19 protein-coding genes and 3 pseudogenes are annotated in these 20,381 nt (G+C 37.9%); 15 read left to right on the top strand and 7 right to left on the bottom strand.

What is annotated here, in order from left to right:
• The first annotated feature begins 441 nt into the window (after positions 1–441).
• From AB3217_RS09935 to AB3217_RS09900, 8 genes and pseudogenes are all read left to right on the top strand, one after another.
• The gene (locus tag AB3217_RS09935) at positions 442–1,254 is read left to right on the top strand and encodes a hypothetical protein (protein ID WP_367366066.1); all 813 of its coding nucleotides are present in this window, start codon (positions 442–444) and stop codon (positions 1,252–1,254) included.
• 405 nt (positions 1,255–1,659) lie between these two features.
• Positions 1,660–2,385, top strand: coding sequence for a helix-turn-helix domain-containing protein (locus AB3217_RS09930; protein WP_068806516.1), 726 nt, complete (start codon positions 1,660–1,662; stop codon positions 2,383–2,385).
• 35 nt (positions 2,386–2,420) lie between these two features.
• On the top strand, positions 2,421–3,206 hold the full coding sequence (locus AB3217_RS09925; RefSeq protein WP_367366065.1) for an IS3 family transposase: 786 nt from the start codon (positions 2,421–2,423) through the stop codon (positions 3,204–3,206).
• Positions 3,167–3,259, top strand: a complete 93-nt coding sequence (locus tag AB3217_RS09920) for a hypothetical protein (RefSeq protein ID WP_332308924.1) — start codon at positions 3,167–3,169, stop codon at positions 3,257–3,259. Before AB3217_RS09925 ends, AB3217_RS09920 begins: the two co-directional genes overlap by 40 nt.
• 91 nt (positions 3,260–3,350) lie before the next feature.
• Positions 3,351–3,746, top strand: a pseudogene (locus AB3217_RS09915) (lactose/cellobiose PTS transporter subunit IIB); the annotation flags it as partial.
• A gap of 13 nt (positions 3,747–3,759) precedes the next feature.
• The gene (gene lacG, locus AB3217_RS09910) at positions 3,760–5,172 is read left to right on the top strand and encodes a 6-phospho-beta-galactosidase (protein ID WP_367366064.1); all 1,413 of its coding nucleotides are present in this window, start codon (positions 3,760–3,762) and stop codon (positions 5,170–5,172) included.
• 242 nt (positions 5,173–5,414) lie between these two features.
• On the top strand, positions 5,415–7,169 hold the full coding sequence (locus AB3217_RS09905; RefSeq protein WP_367366063.1) for a PTS lactose transporter subunit IIBC: 1,755 nt from the start codon (positions 5,415–5,417) through the stop codon (positions 7,167–7,169).
• A 29-nt stretch (positions 7,170–7,198) separates the two neighbouring features.
• Entirely contained in the window at positions 7,199–7,693 is a 495-nt protein-coding gene (locus AB3217_RS09900) for a CAT RNA binding domain-containing protein (protein ID WP_367366062.1), read from the top strand.
• Positions 7,694–7,707: 14 nt separating this feature from the next.
• Here AB3217_RS09900 and AB3217_RS09895 read toward each other — a convergent pair whose 3' ends face one another.
• Together AB3217_RS09895 and AB3217_RS09890 are read right to left on the bottom strand one after the other, a co-directional pair.
• Positions 7,708–8,601, bottom strand: a complete 894-nt coding sequence (locus tag AB3217_RS09895; protein WP_087128590.1) for an IS3 family transposase — start codon at positions 8,599–8,601, stop codon at positions 7,708–7,710.
• On the bottom strand, positions 8,598–9,272 hold the full coding sequence (locus AB3217_RS09890) for a helix-turn-helix domain-containing protein (RefSeq protein WP_100078201.1): 675 nt from the start codon (positions 9,270–9,272) through the stop codon (positions 8,598–8,600). The genes AB3217_RS09895 and AB3217_RS09890 overlap by 4 nt, the downstream gene beginning before the upstream one ends.
• A gap of 92 nt (positions 9,273–9,364) precedes the next feature.
• Between AB3217_RS09890 and AB3217_RS09885 the strand changes: the two genes are divergently transcribed.
• The 3 genes and pseudogenes from AB3217_RS09885 to AB3217_RS09875 all read left to right on the top strand — a co-directional run.
• Positions 9,365–9,751 (top strand): PRD domain-containing protein, encoded by a 387-nt coding sequence (locus AB3217_RS09885; protein ID WP_367366061.1) that lies wholly within the window; start codon positions 9,365–9,367, stop codon positions 9,749–9,751.
• Positions 9,752–9,784: 33 nt separating this feature from the next.
• On the top strand, positions 9,785–10,138 hold the full coding sequence (locus tag AB3217_RS09880) for a PTS lactose/cellobiose transporter subunit IIA (protein WP_068806532.1): 354 nt from the start codon (positions 9,785–9,787) through the stop codon (positions 10,136–10,138).
• A 33-nt stretch (positions 10,139–10,171) separates the two neighbouring features.
• Positions 10,172–10,606 (top strand): annotated as a pseudogene (locus tag AB3217_RS09875) (family 1 glycosylhydrolase); the annotation flags it as partial.
• Positions 10,607–10,637: 31 nt separating this feature from the next.
• Here the strand turns inward: AB3217_RS09875 and AB3217_RS09870 are convergent.
• Together AB3217_RS09870 and AB3217_RS09865 are read right to left on the bottom strand one after the other, a co-directional pair.
• On the bottom strand, positions 10,638–11,519 hold the full coding sequence (locus tag AB3217_RS09870) for an IS3 family transposase (protein ID WP_232310845.1): 882 nt from the start codon (positions 11,517–11,519) through the stop codon (positions 10,638–10,640).
• A complete protein-coding gene (locus AB3217_RS09865) occupies positions 11,516–12,052 on the bottom strand; it encodes a helix-turn-helix domain-containing protein (protein WP_057785073.1) in 537 nt (178 codons plus the stop codon). The genes AB3217_RS09870 and AB3217_RS09865 overlap by 4 nt, the downstream gene beginning before the upstream one ends.
• A gap of 52 nt (positions 12,053–12,104) precedes the next feature.
• On the opposite strand from AB3217_RS09865, the pseudogene AB3217_RS09860 reads away from it, so the two are divergent.
• Together AB3217_RS09860 and AB3217_RS09855 are read left to right on the top strand one after the other, a co-directional pair.
• A pseudogene (locus tag AB3217_RS09860) lies at positions 12,105–13,094 on the top strand (family 1 glycosylhydrolase); the annotation flags it as partial.
• 187 nt (positions 13,095–13,281) lie between these two features.
• Positions 13,282–13,746, top strand: coding sequence for a universal stress protein (locus AB3217_RS09855; RefSeq protein WP_367366060.1), 465 nt, complete (start codon positions 13,282–13,284; stop codon positions 13,744–13,746).
• A 205-nt stretch (positions 13,747–13,951) separates the two neighbouring features.
• Here AB3217_RS09855 and AB3217_RS09850 read toward each other — a convergent pair whose 3' ends face one another.
• From AB3217_RS09850 to celB, 3 genes are all read right to left on the bottom strand, one after another.
• Positions 13,952–15,358 (bottom strand): C69 family dipeptidase, encoded by a 1,407-nt coding sequence (locus AB3217_RS09850; RefSeq protein WP_260267317.1) that lies wholly within the window; start codon positions 15,356–15,358, stop codon positions 13,952–13,954.
• 143 nt (positions 15,359–15,501) lie between these two features.
• Positions 15,502–16,302: an HAD family hydrolase gene (locus tag AB3217_RS09845; protein ID WP_057783670.1), complete on the bottom strand. Its 801-nt coding sequence runs from the start codon at positions 16,300–16,302 to the stop codon at positions 15,502–15,504.
• Between the two features lie 205 nt (positions 16,303–16,507).
• Complete coding sequence (gene celB, locus AB3217_RS09840) at positions 16,508–17,860, bottom strand: PTS cellobiose transporter subunit IIC (protein ID WP_057783668.1); 1,353 nt, start codon at positions 17,858–17,860, stop codon at positions 16,508–16,510.
• A 739-nt stretch (positions 17,861–18,599) separates the two neighbouring features.
• Here celB and AB3217_RS09835 point away from each other — a divergent pair.
• Together AB3217_RS09835 and AB3217_RS09830 are read left to right on the top strand one after the other, a co-directional pair.
• Entirely contained in the window at positions 18,600–19,970 is a 1,371-nt protein-coding gene (locus AB3217_RS09835) for an NAD-dependent succinate-semialdehyde dehydrogenase (RefSeq protein WP_057783666.1), read from the top strand.
• A gap of 20 nt (positions 19,971–19,990) precedes the next feature.
• Positions 19,991–20,362 (top strand): nuclear transport factor 2 family protein, encoded by a 372-nt coding sequence (locus AB3217_RS09830; protein WP_068806540.1) that lies wholly within the window; start codon positions 19,991–19,993, stop codon positions 20,360–20,362.
• Positions 20,363–20,381: the final 19 nt, after the last annotated feature.

The raw sequence follows: 20,381 nt of genomic DNA, 5'->3' as shown, positions 1-20,381 counted from the left end.
ACGGTATTTAGATGTTAAAAACATTGTCAAACAAATACATAAACTATATTTGAATTGACATTTTTTATAAGCGATTCTACAATGCAGATGTAAGCGCTTGCTAAAAATTATTTTCGACTTTATGATGGAGTTAGACAAATTACATACTTGGTTGATAACTGAAGAACAATCCGAAATTAATGGTGGTAGTAAAGAAAGTGGCATAGAGCAATGAAATTAAGCATCTATAAAATTTGGTAATGTCGTTGAAGATGCCTTTCCAAATAATACAGACTTTCTATTTTTAAAGTACTTGGTCAGACTGGTACTTTTGAAAAAGAATACTTCGGACCGTCTAGATGATTTGCTTTCTGAAAATGCATTAATAGACCACAAAATTTCTTTATGAAGATACACAAAATATTGATGGAATTACAGGGTACAGAAACGAGGGAAAATATTATGAAACGGATTAAGTTTCTTCTTAAAGGCTCAGAGGAAGAGGAAAGATGGTTAAATGATTATAGCAGACAAGGATGGGAGCTTAGCAATGTTGGAAAATATAGCTATGGCTTTAAAAAAAAAGAGAATGCCAGGAATGTTAATACTAATTACCCACTAAATATGAATAACTCCGATTCGGAGCGAATACGTTTGATTCAAGAATATCAAATTAAGAATCCACCAATTAATGTTCAATACTATTTTACTACGGACAAGGAAAAAGCAAATAGTAAAAATAAAGAGGACATAATTTTAAGTAGTAAGATTGCAACCAACATGCGTGAAAAGATGGTTAAACTACAACTTAGTTGGGCTATACTGGGCGTATTATTATTGATGGTAATGATGTTAATATTGACATTTAGCGGTGCGGCTAGTCAAAGCAGTATTGGTGTGTTAGGAGCCTTGTTAAGTAATCCTGTATTTTGGGTTCTATTTTTAATTTGGCTAGTTGGGTTAACCTTTATTTTGAAAGCGTCCGGATACTATAAACGAATTGATGAAAAATACAGATTACTTACTAAGAATTTTTCCGGTTCTGTATTAGACATTAAGTTTGTGACGATTACCAGTTCTGATAAAAATCTCAATATGGATTTGGTTAAGGATCTTGGCAATTGGCAACTAGTGTCACAAAAAAATGGTGATTTTCAATATGCTGTTCGTACATTAATTTCAGATAATGAGATTAAGCAGCGTGTACAAACGGAGGTCCCAGATGTTAAGTCCGTCGAATTTGTTAAACCGGTGGGGTTCTTATGGATTCCGTAGAACTTAAAGATGACCATCAACCGTTTGGTACATGTATTTGTTAAATCAGACAGGCAGTAAATATTTTGAATGAACTTGCCCTATCAAACGCGCTTCTGATACTGATTTCTAAAGTTAGGGCACTTTTGAGATTGAAAAAATAGTTTATGAACATAATGAAGGGTTTTGGAAAAGATAACAATCTTTTCCAAAACCCTTCATTTTATGATTTTTGAAACAGAATCATCAAGTCAAAAGTTACTTAACTTATCTTAAAGTATATTAAATTAGGATAATAAAATATAACTGGAAAGAAAGTTATTCCGGTTGCCATTGCTTTGCGTCTTAATGCAGCCTCGGATATACTCCTAACAAGGTAGACAAGCAAATAATTAAAGCTTGTCTGCTAAGGAAGGAGTATTTTTTATGGGCCGAAAAGGTTCGAGATATAGTGTGGAAGAAAAAGTCTTCTATATTAAATTGGTACAAGGAGGAATGTCTGCTAAAGCTATTAGGCAGGAGTACGGTGTGCATGATTCGCAGGTGGCCCAGTGGATCGAGCGCTACAATGCCGGAGGCGTAGATGCATTACGTAGCCAACACCAACAGCGGGTCTACTCAAAAGAATTGATGCTGGAGGTAGTCCAAGCTTATTTGGCTGGTAGCACGTCATATCCTCAGCTTGCACGACAATACGATATTTCCAATGGTTCTGTCATTTATCAGTGGGTTAAACGTTATACTAGTGGTAAACCACTCACAACCACTAGGAGGACTACCCCAATGAAAGACGGCAGAAAGACTACTCAGGTTGAACGTATTGAAATTGCACAATGGGTTATTGCCAACGGAATGAACTACACCGCTGCGACAACGCAATTCAATGTATCCTACGGGCAAGTTTACACTTGGGTCAAAAAAATCAAACAAGGTGGCCCTGAGGGCCTCGCAGACCGTCGTGGTAAAGCTAAAGAAGACAACGGTCAATTGACAGAGTTAGAACTAAAGGTTCTTGAAATAAAACGTTTAAAGGCGCGACTATCCAATGTCTCCACGGAGGTCGCCGTGCTAAAAAAACTCCAGGAATTAGAAAGGATGGATGTCTTAGCGAAGAAAAATATGTCACCGTTCAAACGCTCGCACAAAAAATAAATCCTGACACAAATCAAGCCTATGGAATTAGCTTCATGTGCCAGTATATCGGCGTATCTCGCGCTGCATACTACAAGTGGACGCACCACAAAGTTACGGCTCATGAACTCGAAAATGAAGCAATTTTGGACTATATCATCGAACGAGAAGAGTCAAAAAACTATATTTACGGTGTACGCACTATGACTATGTACATTAATGAAGAGACACCTTATCATGCCAGTGAAGGACGAGTACGTCGCATCATGCGTAATAACGGTATTCACTCATCAATTCGTGTGGCCAAGCGTGATCACAAAGCAGAGAAGAAAGAGTATATCCTCGCCAATAAATTACTTTGCGAAGACGGCAGTCACGACTTCGCTCCTGAACGCCCAAACATAACTTGGGTAACCGATTGTAGTGAGCTGAGATTCGGGCCAGGTAAGAAGCAACGATTACGTCTGAGCGCTATTAAGGATCTGTATGACCATAGTATTATTGCATGGAGGGTAGCTAGTACAGAAACGACACAATTAGTATCAGAAACAATCACGAAGGCCCTAAAGGCAACTCACGGCCTAAAGCCGCAGATTCTTCATTCCGACCAAGGGTCGGCTTACACCTCTGTCAGTTATAACACCCTGTTGGCCGGGAAAGGTATTGTGCACAGCATGTCTCGCCCAGGAACTCCGGGTGATAATAGCGCAATGGAGTGCTTCTGGAGCCAGTTAAAAACAGAAGAGATGGCCTTCAAGAATCCACTTTCAGAGATCGAACTCATTGGCATCATCAGGCATACATCACATGGCATAACACAGAACGACGTCAAACAACATTAAACGGCATGATCCCGGAAAAATACCGGAATCATGCCGTTCAGAAAAGTTCATAAAACTTTAATTATTTGAACTGTCTACTTGACAAGGAGTCGAGCCGCAGTTAATGCTCCAGTTGAAGTTGACAGCGGTGAAATTCCAGTAAGTATGACTAAAGATAAAAAGAATTTGAATATTATGGTTATCTGTGCCGGTGGTGGTACAAGTGGTATTTTAGCCAACGCTTTGAATAAAATGGCTAAAGAAAAAGATTTGCCAGTTGAAGCTGCAGCTGCAGCTTATGGCGCTCATGGTGATTTGTTACCTGATATGGATGTTGTTGTGTTGGCACCACAAATGGATGCCATGCGTGACTCATTGAAACTAGAGACTGACAAGGCTAACGTAAAAATGATCACTACAACTGGTAAACAGTATATTGATCTAACAAGACATGCAGATAAAGCATTGGAATTTATTGTACAAAAATTAACGGGTAAATCTGCGAATGATGAAAAGTCAGAGACACATACGCCAACGCAGACACCAACACCAACTGCATAATTAGGAGGTTAATATGTTAAATCGAGTAAAATCATTACCAAAGAATTTTGTTTGGGGCGGTGCTACAGCTGCCTATCAAGTTGAAGGAGCAACTAAGGTCGACGGAAAAGGAAAGACCATGTGGGATGATTATTTGAAAGCCCAAGGTCGATTTTCTCCAGATCCTGCAAGTGATTTTTATCACCGTTATCCTGAAGACGTGAAATTAGCACACAAGTATGGCTTGAATGCAATTCGAGTCTCAATTGCATGGACGCGAATTTTTCCTGATGGATATGGTGAGCCCAATAAAGCCGGCGTAAAATATTATCATGAATTATTTAAAACATGTATTGAAAATGATGTTATTCCTTATGTTTCTTTACATCACTTTGATTCACCAAAAACCTTATTTGATCAAGGCGACTGGTTGAATCGCAAAAATATCGATTATTTTGTTAAGTATGCCGAGTTCTGTTTCAAAGAATTTACCGAAGTTAAAAATTGGTTTACAATCAACGAATTAATTTCACTTTCTTCGTCACAGTATATTGCAGGAAATTTTCCGCCAAATCATCATTTTGATGTCACAAGTGCCATTCAGGTTCAACACAATGAGTTATTGGCTCATGCTAGAGCAGTTAATTTATATAAATCATTGAATTTAGATGGCAGAATTGGATTAATTCATGTTTTACAACCGATCTATCCAATTACTGAAACGCCGGAAAATAAGCATGCAGCAGCTTTGTATGATGCGTTTATTAACCGTTTCTTACTAGACGGAACCTTCTTGGGCGAATATTCTGATGAAACAATGAGTCTGATTAATGAAATTTTGGACAAAAATAACGCCAAACTGGATATTCAAGATGGTGATATGGATATTTTGAAGCAGGCTTCTACCCAGAACGATTACTTTGGGATGAACTATTATCAATCACAATTTATCCAAGCTTATGATGGACCAAGTGGTAATCAATTTAATGGAACTGGTGATAAAGGCTCTTCATCATTCAGTTTTCATGGTGTGGGTCAAATTGTTCAAAAACCTGGTGTACCAACAACTGATTGGGACTGGAATATTTATCCTGAAGGTTTGTATGATGTTTTGAAACGCGTTTCGAAAGAGTATCCAAACTCGAAGACAATTTATATCACCGAAAATGGTTTAGGTTATAAAGATAAGTTTGTATCTGCAGATCAAGTGATTGATGATGAACCACGAATTGATTATATCGATCAACATGTGGCGGCTTTGTTGAAAGCTCGTAGTGAAGGTGTTAATGTTCAAGGGTACTTCGTCTGGTCACTACAAGATCAATTTTCTTGGGCCAATGGATATAATAAACGGTACGGATTATTTTACGTTGATTTCGATACCCAGAAACGCTATATCAAGAAGAGTGCGGAGTGGTTTAAAGAATTAGCGGATACGATGAAATAGTAGCTGTTCTAAGGATCATGTTAATCTAATTCATGGCTGTTTTTGAAAAATAAAGCGTTTATAAAATCAAACAATCGTGCTAATATGAACGTGTTGAAAGAATATTAGGCATTAGAAGTGGATCGTAACTATTAGATTAGGCGTAACCACGAATCTATGATTAGAGTTTTACTCTATCATGATTCGTGGTTTTTCTTTTGCAATTTTTCATAATTTTATTTATATAGGAAGGAAGTTATATTATGAATTTCATAATTAGTAGACTTGAAAAGCATCAAGCGTTCTTTGAAAAGATTTCCAAGAATATTTACTTGATGGCAATTAAAGATGGTTTCTTAGCAGCAATGCCAATTATTCTTTTTTCAAGTGTCTTTATTCTTTTAGCAAATATTCCAACGTTGATTGGGTTAAACGTTCCAACTGATCTAATTAATTGGTTCAACAAAATTTACAATTATACGATGGGATTTGTTGGTTTTTATGTAGCTGGTACAACGGCTAAAGCGTTGACTGGTTCTATGAATCACAAAATTAAAGGTGGAAAATTTATCAACAGTACTTCTACCATGATGGCTGCAATGTGTGGTTTCATGCTACTAGCTATTGGAACTACTAAGAGTGGTGCTTATCTGGGTACATACTTTGGTACTGAAGGAATTTTATCAGCTTTTGTTTCTGCATTTGCAACTGTAAATATTTACAAGTTTTGTGTAGAACGAGATATTACGATCAAAATGCCGAAAGAAGTTCCAGGAACAATTTCACAAAACTTCCGTGATATTTTTCCATTTGCCTTTTCTGTATTAGCTTGTGGCATTGTAGATGTAATCGTTCGAGCAACATTACACGTTCCATTTTCGGCTTTAATTGCGACATTGATTCAACCACTATTTAAAGGTGCTGACAGTTATGCCGGATTAGCCCTTATTGAATTTTTAATTCCAATGTTCTGGTTCTTAGGTATTCACGGTCCTTCAGTTGTCAAACCAGCCTTTGAAGCCGCATTGTATGGCAATACTACTGCTAATCTTACGTTGTTCAAGGCTGGTCATTTTCCAATTCATGCTTTAACAGAAAACTTTTTAAATTTCGTTGGTGAGCTTGGTGGAACTGGTGCAACGTTCGTCGTTCCCTTTATCTTTATTTTTCTGATGCGTTCAAAACAGATGAAAGCAATTGGTAAGGCGTCAGTAATTCCAGTTATGTTTGCGGTTAACGAACCTTTGTTGTTCGGGGCCCCAATCATTTTGACCCCTTACTTCTTTATTCCGTTTGTTATAACACCAATGATCAATGTTCTTATTGGTAAGTTATTCATTGATTTACTTCATATGAATGGCTTTATGTATATTCTATCGTGGGCTTTACCTGGACCAATCGGGGCGTTTATGGATACTAATTTCCAGCCAATATCCTTGCTCTTGATGGTCATCTTGCTTGTTCTTGATACATTAATTTATTTACCATTCTGTCGTGCATTTGATGCTACTTTAGTTGCTAAAGAAGCCCAAGTCGACGCACAGGAGGCTGTTAGTGCTAATGGCACACAAGTAGTTGGCAATAATGCAGAAGCTGCAGCTATAGAAGAAAGCAGTAGCGATACTGCAACAGTATCTGAAACAGAACAAACAAATTCGAGTTCGAATCTGAGTCAGAGACTTGCACGTGAGGTTAAGGTTCTTGTGTTATGTGCTGGTGGTGGTACTAGTGAACAACTTGCCAATGCCTTGACTTCAGCTGCTAAACAGTACAAGGAGCCTATTGTGGCAAGTGCTGGTGCTTATGGGTCACATCACGATATTTTACCAAACTATGATATGGTTGTATTGGCACCCCAAGTACGAACATATTATGACGATTTAAAGAGCGATACAGATCGATTAGGCATCAAGTTAGTTGCTACTAAAGGTCAACAGTATATTGCCTTAACTCGAGATCCTGAGAAAGCTTTAAACTTTGTTTTGGATAATTTGAAAGGGACAGACTTTACTAAATAATACAAAAAATTCATACTGGAGGTGGGAAAATGCGACTAGTGATTCGTTCCGTATACAATAACAATAGTGTGCTCGTTGAACTAGGAAAAGGAAAGCAAGCCATTGTATCCGGCAAGGGTATTGGTTATCAAAAGCGTCCTGGTGATGAAATTTTGTCATCGAATGCGGACAACCTTTTGTATTTGGAAGATGATCGTATTAAAAAACATTTTGCCACATTGCTCAAGGACGTTCCGATTGATATTGTTGTCACTTCGTTTACAGCTATTGATATGGCAAAGAAGACGTACCATTATTCAGTTTTAAATTATATCTATGTCACCCTAACAGATCACATTTTTCAAATGTATAAGCATTTAATGAACGGAAAATATCAAACAAGTATGGTGCCAGATATTCATGAACGTTATCCAACTGAATATGCAATTGCCAAAGACGTATTGAAGTTGATTAATAAAAATTTAAATGTCCATTTTCCAGACGCTGTACTAGGCCCTGTCAAGTTGACAAATGAAATAATATAAATTTTAACATGTATCTAAATGGCTTCATTCCAGTATTCATCTGGGGTGAGGCCATTTCTTTGTGCTGAACGGTTGTGGTGATTAAAGTAGATGATTCCTTCTTCAACTAAGCTCACAAGTTCTGGATAGGTTTTCGCCATTGGGTGACGATCCATCCAGCGTAGCTTAAATTCATTCCACCAACGCTCCATTGGTGCGTTATCATAGGGCGTGCCAGGCCGTGACATACTACGTCTGACCTGGAATTGATCCATAAATTGGTTAAACGATTTCGAGGTATATGCCGTGCCTCGGTCTGTATGCACCATTGGATGCACATCGCCTGCTTGAGTAAAAGCCCGTTGAAAAACTTGAATTTCTGCGGCACTTGTTTCCGTAATGCTGAGATTATAGGCCAAAAGTCGCCGACCATAAAGATCCAAAACGCCGCTCAGGCGCACCTTGTATTCACCGTTAATACCATATGACAACTCTGTTGAGTCAGAAAGCCAGACTTGATTGGGCGCTGTCACTTTAAATTTTCGATTCAATACGTTGTCCTGAATATACTGTTCCGATTGCTTTACACGGTTATGTTTTTTCTTGCGAATCTGACAATGAATATCTAGTTCACGCATTACTCGACGGACCTGCTTAAATGTAACTGGGAAGTTAATTTGTTCATCTTGGCGTAAATTTTCCAATAAATTACCAGCTCCAATTCCTTGATGATGAAAATCAAACCAGTATTGTGCTCGTTCTTTAAGTCGTTGATCCCGTAATTCCCAAACAGTTTCTTGGCGTTTGAGTCCTTTGTTGTATGCTTGTCGGCTGACGCCGATAATTACCAGTAGCTTTGTGATTGCTCCATGATGACCTTTACTGACGTCCTTAATTGCCTGGTAAGCCAGTTGATGCTGTTTTTTCACCCCTTGTACCGTAGTTCCTGAAATTTTTTTATGAAGGCCTCATAAAGTTCTTTGTCTTTTAATTGCGATTCTAACTCACGAATTCGTAAATTAGCCTTATCCAAATCTGTAAGTGCTGCTTGTTTTTTGTGATGACCACGATTATCTACGAGGAATTCATAGCCTCTTTCATGAGCCTTAAGCACCCAAGAACGTGCTTGTTGATAGGAAACCTGAAAATGAGTGGCAGCTTCGCTATAACTATGTTTATCTTTGGTTACATACTCTACAACTGCAATTCGTTCTTCAACAGTAGTTTTTCTACCCATAGTGAGGACCAACTTTCTAGATGGTGACATCGTCACCGTTTTGTCCTCATTATACCTGGAAATCCAGTTTACTAATTGACTTGTTGAACGTAAACCAAATTTAAGAGCCACTTCTGCAAGCGAATAGTCACCATTTGAATACGTGTGAATTGCCTCTAACTTTAATTTCTGTGAATAATGTTTATTCTGACGTGCTTCTTTTAATCCCTCAAAACCATCACGCTCATAACGTTTTAACCACGTTCTAAAAACATTACCATTAACATTATGTTCTCTCGAAAAGGCCTCACTAGACATTTTTGATTGCCTGAATTGCTCAAGCAAGGTTAACTTTTCAAGTTCTGTATACTTAGCTCTGGGCATACAAATATCCCTCCATAGTTATTAGATGAATTATATTATTTCATCTGACAACCATAAAGGGATTATTACACGCCGAAATAAAGAATATTGCCTTGCATTTTATTAATGCAAAAGGTGTTGATGCTGAATCAGATCCAACCGATACCTTAAGTATGAAAGTGAACAGAATTGTGAATGCGGTGTTCAAGGAATATGGGATAAAACGTAATTTAAACAATCAGAACTATTTTGATCGATTGATGATTCATTTACAGTATTTGGTTGAAAGAGTACAGAACAAAACACTTGATGACCATGTTTTGAATAATAATATTGAACAAGATTTTCATCGACTTTATCCAAAATCATATGAAATTTCTGGAAAGATTTGTGGACAGTTAGAGTCAAACTTGAAGATTACTTTGAATGAAAATGAAAGGGTTTACTTTATCATTCACATTCAAAGGTTAATTCAGGAAAGTGAAAATGTGCTGCCTTAGCAGTAATTTCTAAATAAATGGAGGATATATAATATGGCTACTAAAGAAGAAATTTCAATGACTGGGTTTGCTATTGTTGCCTATGCTGGTGACGCTAAAACTGATTTAATTGAGGCCTTGCAGGAGGCTCGTAAAGGTAATTTTGACCATGCCCGCTCTTTGGTTGAAGAATCTAACCAATCAATTGTGGATGCCCACAATGAACAAACTAAACTGCTTAGTAAAGAAGCGGGTGGTAGTGACATGGATGTGACGTTTATTATGGTTCATGGTCAAGACACATTAATGACAACCATGATGCTAAAAGATGAGGTGACATTCTTTATTGATGAATATGAACGTATTCACAAAATAGAAACACAACTCGGAATTGATGCACCAAAGTAGTTGCGAGCCTAGAATGAGGAGAGTGAAATTAGTATGACACTATTGAAACGTGTGAAGTCTTTACCAAAGAATTTTGTTTGGGGAGGTGCTACTGCGGCCTATCAAGTAGAAGGAGCCACGAAGGTTGATGGAAAAGGGAAAACCATGTGGGATGACTATTTAAAACAGCAGGGGCGGTTTGCGCCTGATCCGGCAAGTGATTTTTATCATTTATATCCGGAAGATATTATGTTGTCCAAGATGTACGGTCTCAATGCAATTCGTTTATCCATTTCATGGACTCGTATTTTTCCTGAAGGTTATGGAAAACCGAATCAAACAGGAGTAGATTATTATCATCGATTGTTTAAATGTTGTATTGATAATGGGGTGACACCGTATGTCTCTTTACATCATTTTGACTCACCGAAGACCTTGTTTGAAGATGGTGATTGGCTAAACCGGAAGAATATTGACTATTTTGTAGACTTGAAGTGAACCCTTAAAATTGGACAAATTGTTAAGCTGCTTTTTGAACGGCGAGTTCTCGGTATTTTACCGGGGGCTTGCCGTTTAATTTTGTTTTGATACGACGGTTGTTATAGAAGTCTATCCAATCTTTCATTGCTTGAATTAGGCTAGTTTTATCTTCAAAATGTTCATCCATCATTTCTGCTTTCATAATATGAAAGAATGACTCCATTACTGCATTATCAAGGCAAGTCGCTTTACGAGACATACTTTGGAATGCATGATGTTCTTTCAAGAGCGTTCGCCATTGGCGATGTTGATACTGAAAGCCTTGGTCAGTATGAACTGTTGTCCGATAATTTAGTGCCGGAAGTCCTTCTAAAGCTTCTTTGAGCGGTTTAATGGCGAATTCAACTGTTGGATGTTCACTTATATTAAATGCTAAAATTTCTCCAGAGAATAAATCTAGTACCGGTTCCAAATAAACGCGTTCATTTGTTCCCATAGATCCATATCGAAATTCACTGACGTCTGCTACAAGTTTTTGATAGGGTCTGTCGGTCTTAAAGCGACGCTTTAACCGATTAGGGGCAATCCTACCAACTAATCCTTTATACGAGTTATATTTACGAGTTTGGCGATTAAAGGCATGACATATCCAGGCATGTTCTTGCATAATACGTAAAACCCGCTTGTGATTTATCTGAAATCCTAAATCATGCAGAGCACTTGTAATTCGACGGTACCCGTACTTCTTTGTGTATTTTAAATCTTGTTGTCGAATTTCATCAATTGCTTGAATAACTTGATCGTCATTGAATTTTCGACCTTCATGATTTCGAGTGTAGTAATACGTGCTACGCGGTATTTTAATTACTTTGAGAATCAATTTAATTGATACTTGGAATATTTGCCTCAACTCAGTCGCTATTTTCGAGATTTCCTTTGTGCTGATTTTTTCCGAGCTAAGGCTTCTAATTTTTTTAAGTATTCATTCTCAATCTTCAACATTTGATTCTCTTTTTGGAGTTGCTTTAAAGTATCTTTTGTTGTTGAGTTGTCCTTTTGGACAACTGGTTTAGCGTTCTCATTCTTGTGTTTTGCCATATTTTTCGAGTTGCCTCGCTTTCGCTCAAGCCCTTTAATTCCTAATGTCTCAAATCGCTTTTCCCATTGCCAAATTGTACTTGGCGAGGATAAATTAAAGTGTAAGGCGGTTACTGGAAGTGAGGCCTGATTTTGTTTCCTCCAGTTTAATACATCAACTTTAAACTGACTAGTGTATTCTAAGTCCATGGCTTTTGGCTGAAGTCCTTTAATACCAAATCTTTCAAATCGCTGAATCCAAATTGAAACGGTAGCCTTGCTGCCAATCCCATACTTTCTCGCTAGTGAATAAGCTGCCTGACCACTTAAATACTCGGTGACAATCTTAACTTTAAAATCGAAATTAAATTTACTCATAAATGAAACCCCCAAAATTGGATTTTTCTGTCCAACCTTGGGGGTTCACTTTAACTATGCTGATTTCTGTTTTAAGGAATTCTCTGAGATTGAAAATTGGTTTACAATTAATGAGTTAATTTCTTTAGCATTTTCTCAGTATATTCAAGGTAATTTTCCACCTAATCATCATTTTGATGTATCTAATGCAATTCAAGCTGAACATAATGAACTACTGGTCCATGCGCGGGTTGTTAATTTATTCAAAGATAAAGGTTATACAGGGAGGATTGGCTTAATTCATGTGCTACAGCCTGTTTATCCTTATCCAAACACACCGGAAAATACACATGCTGCTCAATGTGAAGATGCTTTTATGAACACCTTTTTACTCGATGGGACTTTTAAAGGTGAATATGAACCGGATACAATGAAATTAGTAAACGAAGTTTTAAAAGCTAACGATGCGCATCTCACCATTGAACCAGGAGATATGGAAACTTTGAAAAAGGCTTCAACTCGTAATGATTACTTTGGAATGAACTATTACCAACCATCATTTGTTGCGGCATATAATGGCGAAAGTACGAACACGTTTAACGGTACAGGCGAAAAAGGTACGAGTTCGTTTAAGTTTAAAGGCGTCGGTCAGCATGTTAAAAATCCAGAAATTCCTACAACCGATTGGGATTGGAATATTTATCCTAAAGGTCTGTACGACATGCTTAAATGGGTTAGCAAAACTTATAAGAATTGTAAAACAATCTATATTACTGAAAATGGCCTTGGTTATAAGGATGAATACAAGGGTATTGGTGAAGAAATTGATGATGAACCACGAATTGATTTTATTGATCAACATGTAGAAGCCTTGCTCAAAGCAAGAAATGAAGGTGTTGATGTTCAAGGGTACTTTGTTTGGTCGTTGCAAGATCAATTTTCTTGGGCAAACGGGTATAACAAACGCTATGGCCTGTTTTACGTGAACTTTGATACGCAAGCTCGCGAAATTAAAAAAAGCGCCAAGTGGTTTAAAGAGTTAGCTGACACAATGGGTAGTTAATATTAATTTAATGCGTTTATCTTATTATGTTAAAAAGAAAGTTCTAGATGTAAACATCTGCCGGTCTGCATGAATGTTTACATCTGGGACTTTTTTTACGGGATGGATAAATTTTTCTCAAATGGTAGCGCTACAGGCTAATATTGATTATAATCAACTTAGAAGACTGAAGTGAGAGGTAAACCCAATGCAATACAATAGAATTCTGGTTCCGGTGGATGGCTCAAAAAATGCTGAACTTGCTGTGACTAAAGCTGTGTTTACTGCCAAACGAAATTCGGCACATTTAGATATTATTTCTATCATCCAAACAAGCCGTTTCTTAGATGTTTATGGGCACATGGGATCAAATACAGATTATTTAGATATCACCTACCGAAGAACCAAAGAATATGTTGAAATGTTACAACAAACTATCCATGAAAAATACAATTTTGATGATGTGTCAGTTTCAATTGAATCTGGCAATGCAGCTAAGATCATTGCTGAGGTGGCTCCTAAAAAGTTTGGCGACGATTTGATCATGATGGGTGCAACAGGAATGAGCGCTTTACAACGGGCAATGATTGGCTCTGTAGCGGATTATGTCGTGCGTGTGGCCAAGTGTGATGTTTTGTTGGTCAGAACTGATCTAACGAATAAATTACAGTAAAAACTTGTATTAAACTAAAAAGGTGTATCCAATAAACGAGGTTAGCTAAGGTTAATTCGTTTATTGGATACACCTTTTTTGAATGCAGATTGTGGTTCCGTTAAACCATCGCTGTTTAAAACTATACATAAAAGTTAGAATTATCCAAAAAAGCCGTGAAAAAATGAATTTTTCACAGCTTTTTAAATTTACAAGTCTTAAAAACTTAATCGTTCAAAGTGAATTGTAATTTCATTTGTGGTTCGCCTAAAGCTAACATTTGACCGAGAAGTTTGTTGGCATAGGCCATTGCAACATCTGACATTTGGTTGTTAACGGACTCCAAGTATTTTGAAACGTCAGTCTGTTGGGTTGCAACCTTATCAGTTTCCATTTGAAGATGACGACAATCAGCAACTGTGTTTTCTTCAAACAAGTTTTCCTGATCCTCATACAAACCGAAGTTGTTATCACCCATCAATGCCAAAACGTTTGTGAGCCAGTACATGGCAGTTGGGTCACATTCACCGGTTGTTTTACGGTAAGCATCAGGTGTGTCATTAACGTTTGCGTAGAATGGAACTGGTGCATTAAACGTATTAGGACCAAAGGCTAACCAATGAACACCAGCAATTTCTGCAGGAACGTCAGAACGAATTTGTAAGATGTGTAATTCCTGATTTCGGTTGATACCGATTGGCCGGAACTGTTTCTTTTCGTCTTCAGTACCCGTGCCGTAAGGATCATATGGTGTGTTTTGATAGTGTGAACTCAAAACAAACTTCATATCTTCCACACTGATCTTTTTAGAAGTTCGGCAGATGAAAGGTAAGTCCTGATCAATTGGGGATTGGTCAATTTCAGGGTTGAAATACTTTTGGCCGTACCAAGCACGCGGATTATTGTAACGAGTATCCTTGATTGTGGCACTCCCAAAGATATGACGTAAGTTAACTTGGTCAGGATCTGGGTTTAAATGATTTTTCTCGATTAGTTCTGGTAAATCACTTGCAAATAAAGTGTCTTCAGAATCGAAATCATATTGGTCAATGTTGAAACGGTTTGGCGCAATGACATAGGCATCGTCAGGGATGCGGATCGCTGCCCAGTGATGCCCAGCGATTGATTCGAAATACCAAACTTCATCTTTGTCGGAGAAAGCCATGGCATTCATTTCGTACGTGCCATATTTTTCAAGAAGGGCACCTAACCGTTTGACACCTTCACGCGCGGAGTGAATATAAGGAAGTGTAATGGTTGTGATATCCTCTTCGCCAATGCCATCGGCTACAAGGGGATCAACACCCAAAATTCGTGAGTTTGAAGTAATCGTTTCAGTTGCAGTCATTGCGACGTTGTCACTGTTAATACCAGCACCAGCCCAAATTCCGCGGCCATCTGTGGCATCAGGAGTCGAAGTATAACGCAATGGATTTTCAGGTAAATCAATTTCAACGGGGCTTAAAACTGATTTGTAGTGTTTAGGTTGATCCTCAGGCTTAATCACAACAAACTTTTGGGGATTAAGTGGACCGGCTCCGTCCTCGTTACGGGCGATCATTGTAGAACCGTCAATGGAAGCTTTTTTACCGACTAAAATTGTGGTACAGGAACCTTTAATACGTTTTGTCATAAAAAATATCATCTCACTTTAATTATTTACTTAATTGTAGATTAATTGGCCCAAAAATGCGAACCGAGATTTCAATGGATTTTTAGATTAACTAAAAGCACTTAAACGCCGACCAACAAAGTCAAGTTTAAGTGCTGATTTGATTACTTAGCTAAAATATGTTGTTCAATCCCAATTGCGACACCATCTTCGCGATTGCTGGTCGAAACAAATTTGGCGTACTGTTTAACTTCCTGACTGGCATTTGCCACCGCAATGGGTAAACCGACGTGTTTAAACATGGGAATATCGTTTTCTCCGTCGCCAAAGGCTGCCAATTGGTCAATTTTCAAGTGTTCTTCTTTTTGAATTTGAGCAATTGCATTGGCCTTAGTCGCACTGGTTGGGGTGATTTCGATATAAGCATCCCCTGAAGTCATCACATTTAAATCTGGTAAGTTTAATTGTTTTAAGTACTTTTGTAAACGATCAAATAAGGGCGGCTGAAAACTCATAACCATAAATTTATAGATTGTTTGAGTTAGATTGACAGAGGTTTTCTGAATAACCGGCTTTTCATGAGTGATCGCAGTTTCGGCGTCAGTTTCTTGGCAATGTTTATCTGTGAACCAAGTGTGATCAGAATACCAGTTTAAGGATACTTCGGGAAAGTTTTGATGAATAATTGTCATTATTCTTTTAACTGTTTGAGGATTAATAGCTTGTGAATAGATTTGTTGGTAGCCTTTAAGCTGAGGCTTGTAAATTAAGCCCCCGTTGAATGCAACTTGAGTGGTATTCAAGTCAAGGTCGTGAATGGCAAACTGCATTTCAAATGGTGCTCGTGCCGAAACCAAGGAGACTGGAATAGGACTATTTTTAATAACCGAAATATTTTTAGCACTGATTGATCCGTCAGGGCTGAGTAAAGTATTATCCATGTCTAAAAAAATGTGTTGAATCATACAAAATCACGCTTTCATCGTTTTTTGTTTAATTAAAGGTGACGCTTACATTCAGTGTAGCATTAAAGCAATCTTATTTGTGAAAAACAATTTGAGAAGTTTTGCGCTGAAAAAAAACAACCTCAAATTGATAGCTGAACTCAATTCGGAATTGTTTTTTTAAAAGCTAAATTTTTGAACTACTTACAGACAAAGTTGACTTAATTTATTTTTCAGCATCAGCTATGGCTTGCTCTTTCTTAAGCAAAGTACGGTCATAATGACGAATGAATGGGTACCAAACAAGAAAGGCAACGAAGGCACAGAAGATTGATAGAACGGCGCCTTGCCAACTGGCAGTGGCCAAGAAACCACTCAAGCCTACCGGGGTTGGCCAAGGTTGCTGAACAATAATTTTCTTGACTATTCCAGAAGTTACTGTGAAATAGCCAACGATGCCGGATACTAATGGTGCACAGATAAATGGCACTGCTAACTGGACGTTGTAGACAATTGGAAGTCCAAATAAAATCGGTTCGTTAATGTTGAAAATAGCTGGGACCAGTTCAACCTTACCAATACTGCTAAGCTGAGCGGATTTAGCTCTAAAACTTAACCAAATTGCCATACCTAAAGTAGCACCAGAACCACCAATGATAACGAAGGCATTCATGGGATCACCGGCGAAAAAGTGGTTAGCACCGTGAACATTAGCGGCCATATTAGCCAAAACGATTGGTGTATAGAAAGAACTCATAATGGTAGCACCATGGATCCCGAACCACCAGAGAAGGTGGATCAAGAAGATGATGACTAGGAATCCCCACCATGTATCAGCGATGTTACTGATAAATGAAAATGGAATGTAAAGGACTTTAAAGATATCGGTTCCGGCCATAATCAAAGCCAAGTTGATTGCACCAACAACAAAAGCTACACAGAAGCCTGGAATTAAAGCACTAAATGAATTTGCAACTCCGGCAGGTACTGAATCTGGCATTTTAATTTGCCAGTTGTGTTTGATGGTTAAACGATAGATTTGAACTGTTAACCAGCCAACAACTAACCCAGTAAAAATACCAACTGAAGCAATTCGAGTGATACCGCTTGTAGAAACGGCATAACCACCGCCGATAACGTTCAATTTATTTAAAGATTGAACGAACTGAATGCTACCGTTTTTCCAAACTAATTGAGGAACAGTGATGAACATTGCCATTAAGAACAACATTAAGCCATTTAATGGATCAAGGTTAAGGCTTTCTTCATCACGATAAATTTTGGTGTATGTGTAGGTAAAGGTCCCAGAAAAAACCAATGCCAAAATACCCATAGTTGAATTATAAATTACTTGGAACATATTGGAGAATCTTCCGATTGTACCAGCATACCAAGCCGCAAATCCAGGAATAGGAAAAGCCTGTGGTAAAACAGTTAAAATTAAGAAAATAGCACCAACAATAGAAAAAGTGATAACACTATAGCCGGCAGCCATGATTGCTCGTACGAAACGTGAGCCGGAGAATATACCGATAGCATTACTAAATTTGTCTTTGAATGATTCTGATTGGTCAGCCATATTTTTTCCTCCTATATATAAATGAAAAGGTTGATAAACAAAAATATGAAAGTAAACCAGACCAATGGTTAAGTAGTTTTTGTTTATGCCGTTTTTCTGAATTGTTATGTGATAATTTAAGATACCGTAACTAAACCAAAATCAAAATTGGTCTATGATAGAAACTCTTTAAGTACTCATAAAGTCACGTAAAAATGTAAGTATAATAGCTGAAATGTTTGCAACTTTTTCAAGTCTGAAAAAAGTTTTTTCAATTTTTTGATTTTTCTAAATGGCAAATTACTCAGTTTTATAATGTTTTTCAATTATGTTTTCATCTATTTCATCTCCTTGAAATCAATTGCTAAAGACTAGCTTATGTTGGTTAGTTTAAAATATTTGTATTCTTTTTGCAAGCGTTTTCTAAAGCAAATTTAATTAAAAAAAGTTATTGGTATAGGTAATACCCCAAATCTAGGGGGTTTTCACTTCTGTGTGGTTACTGAAATTAAATTAAAATTCCTCAAAAAAAGTAACAATCGAACGTTAAAGTGTGGTTGCTTTTAACTATTCATTTATTTATTTTATGAAACGCTAGGAAAATTATTAATTTTGAATAGACCGATGTAAATAAAATAATGCTTTCATCCGTTATGAATTTGAAATTTGGTTGTGCAAATATTTCGCATTAGCTAATTTGCGCTCGTTATAATGAGGGTTGTAAACGCTGTTAACTCAAACAAGGTAAGGAGAATATTCTATGACCTATAAATCAGTAAATCCCTACACGAACGAAACGTTTAACGAGTATCAAAATGCATCTTCTAAAGAGATCGAATCTGCCTTGCAGATGGCTGCTGATCTTGCTCACACGTGGGAGAGTGAATCGCGTTCCAAACGAGCAGAGATTCTTCACACCGTTGCCAATCAATTGCGAGCACAAAAATCCAGTATGGCGGAAATTATGACTCAAGAAATGGGTAAATTGATTGGTGAATCAGAAGAAGAAGTAAGTTTGTGTGCGTCAATTGCCGATTATTTTGCGGACCATGCGGATGAATTTTTAGAACCAACTGAGATTGAAACCACTGGCGCGAGCGCAAATGTTTTGAAACAAGCTTTGGGACCAATTTTGGCATGTGAGCCATGGAACTTTCCGTTATATCAAGTCATGCGAATTTTTGCACCAAACTTTATGGTGGGAAACCCAGTGATCTTAAAACATGCATCCATTGTCCCGGGATCGGCTCGAAAAATTGCCCAGATTGTGGAAGAAGTTGGTGCACCTGAAGGCAGTCTGATGAATCTATTCTTAGATTACGACCAAATTGGCGAAATAATTGCCGATCCACGGATTACAGGGGTTGCTTTAACCGGTTCTGAACGCGGAGGTAAGGAAGTTGCCAAAGCGGCGGGCGAGAATCTGAAAAAATCAACGTTGGAGTTGGGTGGTAATGATGCCTTCATCGTTTTAGAAGACGTGGATAAAGACGTATTATATGAAGTTGCACCGGCAGCGCGTTTAGCCAATACTGGTCAAACTTGTACGGCTTCAAAACGGTTTATTGTCCTCGATTCGCTGTATAATGATTTCATCAAGCAGCTAACGAAAGCTTTTTCACAAGTTAAAATGGGCGATCCCATGAACCGGGATACAACTTTGGCGCCAATGTCTTCAGAAAAGGCAAAGACCAAACTACAAAAACAAGTGGATGAAGCCGTTGCGGCGGGGGCAACCGTTGTTTATGGTAATCAGTCGGTTGATTTAGATGGGCAATTTTTCATGCCAACGATTTTAACTGATATTACGTCTGAAAACCCAATTTTTGATCAAGAATTGTTTGGGCCGGTTGCCACCGTTTATCGGGTTCATTCTGAGAAAGAAGCCATCGAATTAGCGAACAACTCACAATATGGACTGGGAAGCGTGGTCATGTCGAGTGACTTAAAACATGCTGAAAAAGTGGCAAGTCAAATCAAAGCGGGAATGACGTTCGTAAACCATGGCTGGACCAGTTTACCGGAATTGCCCTTTGGTGGCGTTCGGAACTCTGGTTATGGACGTGAATTGAGCAAACAAGGGATGCTGACATTTGTGAATGAGCATTTAATTTATACGGTTGAAAAATAACGAAAAGAGATATCGGCTAAATGACACGAGAAGTAATTATTGCTGAATATTTTCAGATGTGGATCACAAAGGACTTTTCCAAGCTGACAGAGTATTTTGCTCCGGAAATTTGTTATACGGAATGCTATGGGCCTCAGTATGTGGGGCTTGATGAAGTTCAACAATGGATTAAAAATGAGTCAGCTAAGCAAACCGTTTTGGAATGGCAGATTGATGAAATTAAATCTGTCGATAACCAGTCTTTTGTAAAGTGGTTTTTTAAGGCTCACGAACAAACGACTTACGAATTTGATGGAGTTTCTGTGATTCAGTGGAATGCAGAGGGAAAAATTTCCAAATTGGATGAATACCAGTCTAAATCGGACCATATCCGTCCTTATCAAATCAAGTGAAATTGAGAATCCATGTTGA

This window comes from Pediococcus parvulus, from assembly GCF_964063155.1.
GTDB classification, from domain to species: Bacteria; Bacillota; Bacilli; order Lactobacillales; family Lactobacillaceae; genus Pediococcus; species Pediococcus parvulus.
Note: the sequence above shows the minus strand (reverse complement) of the source record. Positions and strands in the feature narration are given on the sequence as shown.

Bases quoted from the DNA above. Each gene is read 5' to 3' on its own strand.
- AB3217_RS09935 (WP_367366066.1), top strand. From the start codon at position 442: ATGAAACGGATTAAGTTTCTTCTTAAAGGCTCAGAGGAAGAGGAAAGA.
- AB3217_RS09930 (WP_068806516.1), top strand. From the start codon at position 1,660: ATGGGCCGAAAAGGTTCGAGATATAGTGTGGAAGAAAAAGTCTTCTAT.
- AB3217_RS09925 (WP_367366065.1), top strand. From the start codon at position 2,421: ATGTGCCAGTATATCGGCGTATCTCGCGCTGCATACTACAAGTGGACG.
- lacG (WP_367366064.1), top strand. From the start codon at position 3,760: ATGTTAAATCGAGTAAAATCATTACCAAAGAATTTTGTTTGGGGCGGT.
- AB3217_RS09905 (WP_367366063.1), top strand. From the start codon at position 5,415: ATGAATTTCATAATTAGTAGACTTGAAAAGCATCAAGCGTTCTTTGAA.
- AB3217_RS09900 (WP_367366062.1), top strand. From the start codon at position 7,199: ATGCGACTAGTGATTCGTTCCGTATACAATAACAATAGTGTGCTCGTT.
- AB3217_RS09890 (WP_100078201.1), bottom strand. From the start codon at position 9,272: ATGCCCAGAGCTAAGTATACAGAACTTGAAAAGTTAACCTTGCTTGAG.
- AB3217_RS09880 (WP_068806532.1), top strand. From the start codon at position 9,785: ATGGCTACTAAAGAAGAAATTTCAATGACTGGGTTTGCTATTGTTGCC.
- AB3217_RS09865 (WP_057785073.1), bottom strand. From the start codon at position 12,052: ATGAGTAAATTTAATTTCGATTTTAAAGTTAAGATTGTCACCGAGTAT.
- AB3217_RS09855 (WP_367366060.1), top strand. From the start codon at position 13,282: ATGCAATACAATAGAATTCTGGTTCCGGTGGATGGCTCAAAAAATGCT.
- AB3217_RS09850 (WP_260267317.1), bottom strand. From the start codon at position 15,358: ATGACAAAACGTATTAAAGGTTCCTGTACCACAATTTTAGTCGGTAAA.
- AB3217_RS09845 (WP_057783670.1), bottom strand. From the start codon at position 16,302: ATGATTCAACACATTTTTTTAGACATGGATAATACTTTACTCAGCCCT.
- celB (WP_057783668.1), bottom strand. From the start codon at position 17,860: ATGGCTGACCAATCAGAATCATTCAAAGACAAATTTAGTAATGCTATC.
- AB3217_RS09835 (WP_057783666.1), top strand. From the start codon at position 18,600: ATGACCTATAAATCAGTAAATCCCTACACGAACGAAACGTTTAACGAG.
- AB3217_RS09830 (WP_068806540.1), top strand. From the start codon at position 19,991: ATGACACGAGAAGTAATTATTGCTGAATATTTTCAGATGTGGATCACA.